The 11,172-nt window shown below is 61.2% G+C and carries 11 protein-coding genes and 1 pseudogene; 4 read left to right on the top strand and 8 right to left on the bottom strand.

Features of this window, described 5'->3' with window-relative positions:
* Nucleotides 1-14: 14 nt before the first annotated feature.
* Both GA645_RS22740 and GA645_RS22745 read right to left on the bottom strand, forming a co-directional pair.
* Nucleotides 15-500: a glutathione peroxidase gene (locus GA645_RS22740; RefSeq protein WP_152225688.1), complete on the bottom strand. Its 486-nt coding sequence runs from the start codon at nt 498-500 to the stop codon at nt 15-17.
* A 202-nt stretch (nt 501-702) separates the two neighbouring features.
* Nucleotides 703-1,188, bottom strand: coding sequence for a peptidylprolyl isomerase (locus tag GA645_RS22745; protein ID WP_152225690.1), 486 nt, complete (start codon nt 1,186-1,188; stop codon nt 703-705).
* Here GA645_RS22745 and GA645_RS22750 point away from each other — a divergent pair.
* From GA645_RS22750 to GA645_RS22765, 4 genes are all read left to right on the top strand, one after another.
* Nucleotides 1,157-1,489 (top strand): DUF3565 domain-containing protein, encoded by a 333-nt coding sequence (locus tag GA645_RS22750; RefSeq protein WP_152225692.1) that lies wholly within the window; start codon nt 1,157-1,159, stop codon nt 1,487-1,489. The genes GA645_RS22745 and GA645_RS22750 overlap by 32 nt on opposite strands.
* 2 nt (nt 1,490-1,491) lie before the next feature.
* Nucleotides 1,492-2,682, top strand: a complete 1,191-nt coding sequence (locus GA645_RS22755; protein ID WP_152225694.1) for an acetate kinase — start codon at nt 1,492-1,494, stop codon at nt 2,680-2,682.
* A gap of 74 nt (nt 2,683-2,756) precedes the next feature.
* Entirely contained in the window at nt 2,757-4,883 is a 2,127-nt protein-coding gene (pta, locus tag GA645_RS22760) for a phosphate acetyltransferase (RefSeq protein ID WP_152225696.1), read from the top strand.
* An 80-nt stretch (nt 4,884-4,963) separates the two neighbouring features.
* Nucleotides 4,964-5,875 carry an acyltransferase gene (locus GA645_RS22765; protein ID WP_152225698.1) on the top strand — a complete coding sequence of 304 codons (912 nt, stop codon included), beginning with the start codon at nt 4,964-4,966 and terminating at the stop codon, nt 5,873-5,875.
* A 197-nt stretch (nt 5,876-6,072) separates the two neighbouring features.
* On the opposite strand, the gene GA645_RS22770 is transcribed toward GA645_RS22765, so the two are convergent.
* From GA645_RS22770 to GA645_RS22795, 6 genes and pseudogenes are all read right to left on the bottom strand, one after another.
* Nucleotides 6,073-6,957 (bottom strand): alpha/beta fold hydrolase, encoded by an 885-nt coding sequence (locus tag GA645_RS22770; RefSeq protein WP_152225700.1) that lies wholly within the window; start codon nt 6,955-6,957, stop codon nt 6,073-6,075.
* Nucleotides 6,954-7,853: a DMT family transporter gene (locus GA645_RS22775; protein WP_152225702.1), complete on the bottom strand. Its 900-nt coding sequence runs from the start codon at nt 7,851-7,853 to the stop codon at nt 6,954-6,956. Before GA645_RS22775 ends, GA645_RS22770 begins: the two co-directional genes overlap by 4 nt.
* Nucleotides 7,854-7,857: 4 nt before the next feature.
* Entirely contained in the window at nt 7,858-8,469 is a 612-nt protein-coding gene (locus tag GA645_RS22780; RefSeq protein ID WP_152225704.1) for a flavodoxin family protein, read from the bottom strand.
* A gap of 3 nt (nt 8,470-8,472) precedes the next feature.
* On the bottom strand, nt 8,473-9,156 hold the full coding sequence (locus GA645_RS22785) for an iron-containing redox enzyme family protein (protein WP_152225706.1): 684 nt from the start codon (nt 9,154-9,156) through the stop codon (nt 8,473-8,475).
* Between the two features lies 1 nt (nt 9,157).
* Entirely contained in the window at nt 9,158-9,703 is a 546-nt protein-coding gene (locus tag GA645_RS22790) for an acetyltransferase (RefSeq protein WP_152225708.1), read from the bottom strand.
* 4 nt (nt 9,704-9,707) lie between these two features.
* Nucleotides 9,708-11,058, bottom strand: a pseudogene (locus GA645_RS22795) (phenylacetate--CoA ligase family protein).
* Nucleotides 11,059-11,172: the final 114 nt, after the last annotated feature.

The raw sequence follows: 11,172 nt of genomic DNA on the forward strand, positions 1-11,172 counted from the left end.
CCCGCCGGACAGGATCAGGCGCCCAGCGCCTTCTCGATGGCATGCACCACTGCGGGATCATCCGGCGCGGTGCGTGGGCTGAATCGCGCCAGCACGCGACCGTCCGGGGCGAGCAGGAACTTCTCGAAATTCCAGGTGATGTCGCCGGGGAACTCGGCGCCCTCGCCGGCCAGCAGCCGGTACAGCGGATGGCGTTCCGAACCGTTGACGTCCAGCTTGGAGGACATCGGGAAACTGACCCCGTAGTTCAGCGAACAGAACGACTGGATCTCGGCTTCGTTGCCAGGCTCCTGCCCGGCGAACTGGTTGCACGGCAGGCCGAGCACCACGAAACCCTGATCCTTGTATTGCTGGTAGAGCTTCTCCAGACCGGCGTACTGCGGAGTCAGGCCGCACTTCGAGGCGACGTTGACCACCAGCACGACCTTGCCCTTGAGCGGGGCCAGCGGCAGATCCTGGCCGTCGAGACCTTGCAGCGTCAGACCGTGAAAAGCGCTCATTGCTTGCTCCTTGAAGAGGTAGGCACAGCGTGCCCGCGCAGCAGGGGCGGACAGCGCGTCCGTCTTCTGCGCAATCCCAATCGATGTGGGAAAAATGCCCTGGCTTGGTTGCATGAGAAAGGCGCCCGAAGGCGCCTTTCACTGTTGAGCGTAGCAGCTCAATGATGGCTTCACCCGGTCGCAATTCGACCGGTGAAAGCGATCAGTGGTGGTGACCACCTTCGCCATGGACGTGACCGTGGGCGACTTCTTCAGCGGAAGCGTCACGCACGTCGACCACCTTCACCTTGAAGTTCAGGCGCTGGCCGGCCAGCGGGTGGTTGCCGTCAACGGTGACGTCGTCGCCGTCGATGTCGCGGATGGTGACGATCTGCATGCCGCCGTCCGGAGCGGACGCGTGGAACTGCATGCCGACTTCCAGCTCGTCCACGCCTTCGAACATTTCGCGGGTCAGAGTGGCGACCAGCTCGGCGCTGTACTCGCCGTAGGCATCGGCCGGCTCGACGGTAACGTCCAGCTCGTCGCCAACCTGCTTGCCTTCCAGGGCCTTTTCCAGGCCGGCGATGATGTTGTGGGCACCGTGCAGGTAGACCAGCGGAGCGCCGCCGGCGGAGCTGTCGATGACCTCACCTGCTTCGTTGGTCAGGGTATAGTCGATGGAAACCGCCTTGTTGGCCGCGATCTGCATGGTACGAAACCTTTCTGATATAGAAGTTGAGCGCGCAAGTTTACGCTGCGACGCCCCCGAATGCGACCCGAAGACGGACAGACGGGATCACGCGGACGCCCCGCGCCTGCTTGACTTTCATCAGGATGAAGACGGCCAGTGGGTGGCAGTCTTGTCCTGCGGCCATACCCAGCACCTGCGCCACCAGCCGCCGTGGCAGTCCCGGCCCTGGGTGCTCGACCCGCAGCAACGTCAGGCGCAGATCGGCCGCCCCTTCCCCTGCGGCTGGTGCGCCAAGGAACAGAACAGCAACAAGGAGTAGGCATGCCGGCACGCAACATCCTGGTGATCAACTGCGGCAGTTCTTCGATCAAATTCGCCCTGGTTCGAGAGGGGCGCGACGACTTCATCCTCCACGGCCTGGCCGAGCGCCTCGGCTCCACCGGTGCCAGCCTGCGCTGGCAGGGCGAGGGCGATGCCCAGGCGCAGACCCTGGAACTACCCGGCGGCGACCACAAGGCCGCCCTCGCCCGCCTGTTGCCGCTGGTGAGCGAGGCCGCCCAGGGCGAACTGCACTCCATCGGCCACCGCGTGGTGCATGGCGGCGAACGCTTCACCCAGGCCTCGCGGCTGAATGAGGAAGTGCTCGGCGCGATTCGCGAGACCTCGCCACTGGCGCCGCTGCACAACCCGGCCAACCTGCTCGGCATCGACGCCGCCATGGCGCTCTACCCGGACCTGCCGCACATTGCCGTGTTCGACACCGCCTTCCACCAGAGCCTGCCCGAGCGTGCTTACCGCTACGCCATTCCCGAGCCGCTGTACCGCGAGCAGCACGTGCGCCGCTACGGCTTCCACGGCACCAGCCACCGCTACGTCAGCCACATGGCTGCCGAGCTGAGCGGGCTGGCAGTGGGCGACAGCAACTGGCTGTCTGCGCACCTGGGCAACGGCAGCTCGACCTGCGCCATCGCCAACGGCCAGAGCCGCGACACCAGCATGGGGCTGACCCCGCTGGAAGGCCTGATGATGGGCACCCGCTCTGGCGACGTCGACCCGAACCTGCACAGCCACCTGGCGCGCACCCTGGGCTGGAGCCTGGAAAAGATCGACCACATGCTCAACCACGACAGCGGCCTGCTCGGCCTGTCGGGGCTGTCCAACGACATGCGCACCCTGGAGCACGCCCGCGAGCAGGGCCACGCCAGCGCGGCGCTGGCCATCGAAGTATTCTGTTACCGATTGGCCAAGTCGCTGGCCTCGCTGACCTGTGCGCTGCCGCGCCTGGACGGCATCATCTTCACCGGCGGCATCGGCGAGAACTCCGCGCTGGTGCGCAACCTGACGGTCAAGCACCTGCACGTGCTCAATCTCGAACTCGACGGCGAAGCCAACGCCCGCTGTGTGGGCGGCGTCGGCGGCCCAATCCACCTGCCCGGCCATCCCCGCGTGCTGGTGATCCCCACCAACGAGGAACGGCAGATCGCACTCGACACCCTGGCCGTCCTCGACTGAAGATTCGAAGAACCTGTTAAAAGGTGTTGCCCCACAAGGGCAGCGCCCTTTCCCGCACGGCTTAAGGAGCCCGGATGCACACCTTCTTCCTCGCGCCGACCGGTTTCGGTGTCGGCCTGACGTCCACCAGCCTGGGCCTGATCCGCGCCCTGCAACGCGCCGGCCTGAAAGTCGGTTTCTTCAAGCCCATCGCCCAGCCCCACGCCGGTGACGACGGCCCGGAGCGCTCCAGCGAGCTGGTCGCCCGCACCCACGGCCTGGAGGCCCCTACCCCGCTGTCCCTGGCCAAGGTCGAGCGCATGCTCGGCGACGGCATGCTCGACGAACTGCTGGAGCACATCGTCGGCATGTTCAACCAGGCGGCGGAAGGCAAGGACGTGATGATCGTCGAGGGCATGGTGCCGACCAAGCACGCCAGCTACGCCGCGCGCATCAACGGCCACCTGGCGCGCAGCGTCGACGCCGAGGTGATCCTGGTGTCGGCACCGGACAACGAGACGGTGAAGGAGCTGTCCGACCGCATCGAGATCCTCGCCCAGCTGTTCGGCGGCCCGCGCGACCCGAACCTGGCCGGCCTGATCGTGAACAAGGTGCGCGGCGGCGAGAGTGACGACGCGCCGCGCGACGCCGAGGCCGCCGCCCGGCTGTTCGGTGAGCGCCTGAAGGAACATTCGCCGCTGCTGCGCGACGGCGATGTGCGCCTGCTCGGCTGCATTCCCTGGCAGGACGAGATGAACGCCCCGCGCACCCGCGATGTGGCCGACCTGCTCGATGCCAGCGTGCTCAACGCTGGCGACTACGAACAGCGCCGCGTGCAGAAGATCATCCTCTGCGCTCCCTCGGCGCCGAATACCGTGCACCTGCTCAAGCCCGGCGTGCTGGTGGTGGTGCCGGGCGACCGCGACGACATCATCCTCGCCGCGTGCCTTGCGGCCATGAACGGCGTGCCGCTGGCCGGCCTGCTGCTGTGCTCGGGCCTGACCCCGGACGCACGGATCATGGAGCTGTGCCGCAGTGCATTGCAGGGTGGCCTGCCGGTGCTGACGGTGAAGACCGGCTCCTTCGACACCGCCGGCGACCTGACCCGGATGAACAAGGAAATCCCGGTGGACGACCGCGAACGCGCCGAGCGCGTCACCGAGTTCGTCGCCGGGCACATCGACTTCGAATGGCTGAAGGAGCGCTGCGGCGCGCCCCACGAACTGCGCCTGTCGCCGCCGGTGTTCCGCTACCAGCTGACCCAGCGCGCCAACCGCGCCGGCAAGCGCATCGTCCTGCCCGAGGGCAGCGAGCCGCGCACCGTGCAGGCCGCCTCGATCTGCCATGCGCGCGGCATCGCCCGCTGCGTGCTGCTGGCCAAGCCCGACGATGTGCAGGCCGTGGCGCAGATGCTCGGCATCGTGTTGCCCGAGGACCTGGAGATCATCGACCCGGACCTGGTGCGCAGCCGCTACGTCGAACCCATGGTCGAGCTGCGCAAGGGCAAGAGCCTGAACGCGCCAATGGCCGAGCAGCAACTGGAAGACAACACGGTGCTGGGCACCATGATGCTCGCCCTGAACGAGGTGGACGGCCTGGTCTCCGGCGCCATCCACACCACCGCCAATACCATCCGCCCGGCGCTGCAGCTGATCAAGACCGCGCCCGGCTACAACCTGGTGTCCTCGATCTTCTTCATGCTGCTGCCCGACCAGGTGGTGGTCTATGGCGATTGCGCGGTGAATCCCGATCCTTCGGCCAGTGACCTGGCGGAGATCGCACTGCAGAGTGCCGACTCCGCGCAGGCCTTCGGCATCACCCCGCGGGTGGCGATGATCAGCTACTCCACCGGCGACTCCGGAACGGGCGCAGATGTCGACAAAGTACGCGAAGCCACACGCATCGCGCGGGAAAAACGCCCCGATCTGTTGATTGACGGCCCCTTGCAGTATGATGCCGCCGCCATCGCCAGCGTCGGCCGCCAGAAGGCGCCCGACAGCCCGGTGGCCGGACGCGCCAACGTGTTCGTGTTCCCCGATCTGAACACCGGGAACACCACCTACAAGGCGGTCCAGCGCAGCGCCGACTGCGTCAGCATCGGACCGATGCTGCAGGGCCTGCGCAAACCGGTGAACGACCTGTCGCGCGGCGCGCTGGTGGACGACATCGTCTACACCATCGCACTGACCGCGATCCAGGCCGACAGCGGCAAGGACGGCTGACAACCCGGCACGAGGATGTGCCCGAGAACGCTTCACGCGCCCGGTGGAACCGGGCGCCCACGTACAAGGACCTATCCTCGATGTTGAGTTTCCTTCCTGCCACCCTGCGCGGCATCCTCGCCACCCTGATCCTGGTCGTCAGCACGCTGTGCTGGGCCTTGTTGCTGCTCTGCATGTCCCTGGTGAAGATCCTGTTGCCGTTTGCCGCCGCGCAAAGCGTCTGCAGCAAGATCATGAGCCTGATCGCCGAGAGCTGGATCGCCTGCAACAAGGGCTGGATGAACCTGGTCCGCGACACCCGCTGGAACGTGAAGGGCCTGGAAGGCCTGGAGTACGGGCACTCCTACCTGGTCACCAGCAACCACCAGAGCTGGGTCGACATCCTGGTCCTGCAATACCAGCTCAACCGCCGCGTGCCGCTGCTGCGCTTCTTCCTCAAGCAGGAACTGATCTGGGTTCCGATCATCGGCCTGTGCTGGTGGGCGCTCGATTTCCCCTTCATGAAGCGCTACACCAAGGCCTACCTCGCCAAGCACCCGGAGAAGAAAGGCAAGGACCTGGAAACCACGCGCAAGGCGTGCGCCAAGTTCAGCCGCATTCCGGTGTCGATCTTCAACTTCCTCGAAGGCACCCGCTTCACCCCGGCCAAGCATGACGAGCAGAACTCACCCTTCCAGCACCTGCTCAAGCCCAAGGCCGGCGGCATCGCCTTCGTCCTCGACGCGATGGGCGAGCAGCTGCGCACCCTGGTGAACGTCACCATCCACTACCCCGACGGCCGCCCGACCTTCTGGTGCCTGCTGTCGGGCAAGCTGCGCGAAGTGGTGGTGCGTTTCGAGGAGCTGGAAATCCCGCGCCAGTTCGTCGGCAAGAGCTACGACCAGGACGAGGGCTACCGCGCCGAGTTCCAGCTGTGGGTGAATCAGCTGTGGGAAAGCAAGGATCAGTTGCTGGCGCAGTTGCATCGGGAGTTTCCGGCGGCCAGGGCCTGAGGTGGTTTACTGGATTCCCGCGTTCGCGGGAATGACACTCTGGATTGTCGCGTCATCCCCGCGAACGCGGGGACCCAAAACAAAAAAAGCCCGCCAATCGGCGGGCTTTTTCATGGGCGGCATCCCAAAAGCGAGATCGTTTAATCGCCCAAAACGCAAGGCAAATCTGGCCATGATCACTCAAAATTACTCGAGCATCAGCCTATATCGAGAGCAGATGACCCGCCAATGAAGCATGTAATGGCTGCTACGACCTCGTCGCCGCGCTCAAGATAAGGTACATGTCCAGTGCCTTCAATAACTTGGCTGCAGGCATCAGGTAGTGCTCGCAGCAGCGGCGCCAACGCAGTGATAGAAAACACCTGGTCGTCACTGCCCCAGATCACCAGTGTTTTACAGGTGATGCTCGGCAACTGCTCGATCAACAAGTCCAGCCCTTCGTGTCGAGTATCAGCGACCACTTTCTGCAGAGTTGCGTACCGGGCACGGCCGCTCGCGGCCAGTGCACTTGCAAGCCGGCCAGCGGCCTGCGGCGGCTGTACGAACAACAAGCGCCAGAAGCGCTGCATTTCTTCAACCGTACGGTAGCCAAAGCCACCATTCTGATCTTTCCGCAGGCTGGCTTGGAATGCGCTCCCAAGCACCGCTTCGCCCAGCCCGGCCGGTGCCAGTAGTATCAAGCGTTCAACCCGATCTGGTTTCTTGGCAGCGTAAAGCGCTGCCACACATCCTCCCAAAGAACTGCCAATCAAAACAATTGGGCGTTCCGACAGTTGGTCTAACAGAGTTTCAAGTTCTGCAAGCATCGCCTGTGGACCAAGGCTCTGCTGGACCTGGTAAGTGGACTGGCCATGCCCTGGTAAATCAATGAACAGGCAATGGTGTTCGCGGGCGAGCTTACATATATCAGGGCCCCATTGATCCTTACTGGCCCCGAGGCCGTGCAGCAGCACTAAGCTTGGACCGTTTTGTTGGGCACTCTCCAAGTAGGCAAGGCCGCCATGCCACCGTAGTTTCAGGGTAAAACGCCACCGATTGATTTTACGTATGGAGGTAAGCAACAAGCGATCAACGATGTTCATCGATTTTCCTCCTGCTCCTTGCTACCTGTGGCCGCCAGGATGTTGGGCGTTGGCAGGCGAAGCTGGCAGAGCGCGACACCTAGAAGCGTCAACGCAGCCCCTAGTAACAGGCGTGGACCCAGGCCTTCGGCGAGTAGGATCTGGCTCACAGCGATGGCAAATACTGGTACCAGCAGTAGATAAGGAGTCAGCTGTTGCATGTGATTGCGCCCCAGCAAACAGAACCAGAGGCCAAACCCCAGTAGGCCACCACTCAGCGCGGTGTAGATCATGGCCCACCAGGCTTGGGCGCTCACACTGACTACTGTGGACCACTGTTCACCTTCCTGAACCAGCGACCAGACCAACAATTGTGGCGCCGCGACAATCGCTGTCCAGGCGCTGAGCGCCAACGGATCAAACGGTCCCATACGTTTGGTCAGTACCGACCCAATGGCAAATGCTAGGGCTGCCAATGCGACTAGCAACATTCCAGTGAGTGTGGCCTTGGCCACATCACTGGCGAGCAGTACCAGTACCCCGCAAAAAGCCAAGGCGATGCCGGCAACCACTTTGAGTTTCAGCGTCTCGCCGAGCAAAAGGCAGGCCAGAATCAACGTGAATGGTGTAGCTAGCTGATAAATGATTGCTGAAGTTGAGGCGTCAACTCGGGCGATACCGCAGTACAACAGCCCAAAATGTAGCGTGCCCGTCACTGTGGCAATAGCCATCATCGGCATGATTTGCGCTCGCTGACTACGCCACAGAAAAGGAAGAAGGAACAGCGACATGATGGCATAACGCATGGCAACCATGAGTATAGGTGGCAACTCGGCGCCGCCGATCTTGACCGCAGTGACCTGCGCGCCCCAAAGGAAGGCGACCAGCAATGCAAGCATAGAGTCTTTCAATGACATGCGATCATCCTTTCGAAAATTGAATCGGGCGTATAACTTTTGGCGCCCTTCCCTGCGGACGCCAACTGGCATTGAGCCTACGGTAGTGTTCGATAAGCCGATCAAGAGTTTCGCGTAGTGCCTCTTCGGCTTCTGGGTCATGTACGAGTTGGGTCTGGAAGCAAGGCGGGAAACCAGCGCCGATCAGGATCATCTTGTTTAAAAGCACATTGAGCACGACCTGCGAAAAGACTGCCGTATGGCCATAGCGACGCCCGACCACGGCAATCGCGGCGAGTTTGTCGCGCATGGGGCGTTGACGGGGACGCATGAAGCCATAGCCCACTCGCTCGAGAAACGCCTGAAACCGGCTATTGAGTCCATAGGCATGCATAACAGGCACGTAGAGCAACGCATCCGCGCGATCTATTCGCGCTACCAATTGCGCAACGTCATCAGATATGGAGCAATCTTTCATGGAGCAGGCGTTGTCCGCATCGCAGTATTCGATGCGGTAATCCTTGAGCCATATTTCGTCAACCTTGGCCTCTTCGCCCAGGTGGTGGCGCACAAGCGCCACCACCCGTGCACTGGCACCACAAGGCCGGCTTGATCCGACAATGATGGCCAGCTTCATAATTCAGGAAGCCTCCCTCAAACTCTCCTCGCCCACCAGATAAGCACGCAGCGCCTCCTCCAGTAGTTGCCCGGTCAGCCACAAGGTAACGCGGGCGACTTCCTTGATCTGCTGACGGTCTTCCTCTGTATTCGCGGCGCGCCCTATGGCCAGGCGAACCTCCTCAAAGTGCTTCTCGTCGATGGTCGAGTGCGCAACGAAGAAGGTCATCTGCTCGTCATTGAGGTTCAGGTCTTTGCGGAAGCGTTGGAGCACAGGCTGGATATGTTCATAAACATCCTCGGCCCAATAGCTATACCCCAAGCGGGCGATTGGCCCCTTACGGATTGCCACATCGTTGAGGAAAGCAATCAGTGCCTGAGTGGGTGCCAATGGCGCCGGCATCTCCTGAGGCAATAGACCCACAGCCTCTAGATCCCGAAGGACCATGTTTTCGTGGCCCAGTTCTTCTAGCGCATGCTTGTAAACATAGCGAAGCAGTGTGGTCTGCTTCGGGTCGGCGCTGAAGGCACAAGCAGCCTGGCTTACCGAGTTGTAGCGGGTGTAGTGATACACCTGCAACATCACTTGCTGGTAAAGCGCTGCAGGCGTGGTATTGGCCAGACTGAACTTCCAGTAGTCGCCTTGTTTGATCTGAGCCCAGCCAGCTTCGACAATAGTGTCGAGTTCCTTGAAGAACGCTTGCATTTTAATTGCCTCCTTTCACGGTGTTGTAAACTTGCTCGAGTTCCAGGTACACCAAGCTGTAGCGGCGCTCTACCTGCTGTGGAGCCCATATGACCTCTTCTATAAGCATCCGCCCGCCGAGCCCGATATAAAGTGCAGCCAGCTGCCCGCGACAGAGCGCCGAAATGAATCGCAAATGGGTATTGGCCTTCAGCCAGATCGCAGCCTGTAGAAGAAACATTCGCAGGTGGCGGCCGCCGCGATAGCACTCATCCAGTACCAGGCGGTTAGCGTCGAAAGCATCGGTCGGCATCGGAAAATGCGCATGCACATCGACCGCCCGCTCGACGAAGCTGAAGCCATGCCCCAACGGGGTGACTCGCAGCGTGCCGACCACACGATTGTCATCCAGATAGATCAGATGGTAGGACAGTGCATCACGTAGCCCTTCGCGGCGCTCGTAATCGTCTTCTTGTGCTGGGTTTTCCCCCAGGTAGCGCGCCCGAAGCTGCCTGACGGCTGCGAAAAGTTCGCTGGTGGTATCGATCACACTTACGGACAGGCCCATGGCTCTATCCTTTGCGATGATCAACGATGCGAGCCTCTTTCCAGCTGAACCAACTGCCAAGGTTCACATGCTCGGCTAGGTCATCGACAACCATGACGGTGGCATCGACCCCAAGGCGCTCGCGCAGCCGCTCTTTGATCAACAGCACCAAACGCGCCCGGTCGCCCTCGAAGAAGCGCGACATTTCCAGTTTGGCAATGACAGTATCGCGCTCGTTGGCATGGCTGAGGACAATCTGATAACCCAAGCACTGCTCGACGCCCTCAAGCAATGCCTGTTCGATCTGCGCAGCAGAAAACGCTCGATCATTCAGTTGCACGGCATCCTTGACGCGGCCAACCACCCTGATGATATGGCGCATGGACTGCGGGTATCCTGGGCGTGACTGGATCGATACTAGGTCGCCCGTGCGATAACGAATGAGGGGCTTACTGCCGGGTATTAGCATGGTCACGCACAGTTCACCCTCACCGGTTGCCCCCAAGCTTTGCCCAGTCATCGGGTCTAGTACCTCGATGAGGTAATTGAGACGGTGAGGCACCAACTGATCGCTGGCGTTGCAAGCCGCGATGATCATCGTCTCCTGCGAGCCATACAGGCTGTTGTAGGCTTCCGCCCCCCCAGAGGCTGAACAGGTTGTTTTTCAGCGCCGGCGTACACAACTCGCCACTCATCATGAATACACGCAGGCTGAATTGTTCGCGTGGGTTGTATCCTTGCCGCTCAGCTTCCTTTGCCATGGCCAGCAAAAGACCTGGCGCCGAAGCGAGCACACCAATGCGCAGGTCCTTCAGCAATTGCAATGCCTTCGGCCAACCAATGACCGGGGAGTGCGGCCATAGTTTGGCGTTGCATAAATCGAGCAGGGTGCATACATCGCCTAGGGTATCGCCAAAGGAGTGAACCTCGGTCGGCCCCATGATGCCGACCACGGTTTTCTCACCAGGGAAGTGCTTTTCCATTACAGCCTGGTAAGCCATGGCCAACTGACGGTTGCTAGCGTGGCTTTCTATACGATCCCGAGGGCACGGCGTCGCAGGACCGGTAGTCCCGGTTGTCTCGTAGTAGAAAGTCGCATCTTCCAAGGGCCCCGACAGAATGTCGAAACCCGCTTCGCGCAAGTCATCCTTAGTAGTGAATGGCAAGGCTGTCAGGTCGTCCAGAGTCAGATCACCGGGGTTAACCTGGGCTAGGTGTCGGGCATAAAAAGGTGAGCTGTGCTTGACGTGAGCGAGCACAACACGCAATTGCTGTTGATGCCATTCAGCCAAGGCAGCGTCGGTGAGTGTATCCGTCCAATAAGCGTGGTGAATCGGGTCGTATCGTTTCTTGAATTCGTTCAATTGCTCTTTCATCTCAAGCGCTCCTGTTGAGACTGCAACTCAGCGACATCTACGTTAGTTTCTGAACTTTCAGATACCTAGCTGACAGATCCAACAGTTGCGGACGAGCTTAATTTTTGTTAACGC

Origin of the sequence: Pseudomonas sp. SCB32 (assembly GCF_009189165.1) — a bacterium.
Lineage (GTDB): Bacteria > Pseudomonadota > Gammaproteobacteria > Pseudomonadales > Pseudomonadaceae > Pseudomonas.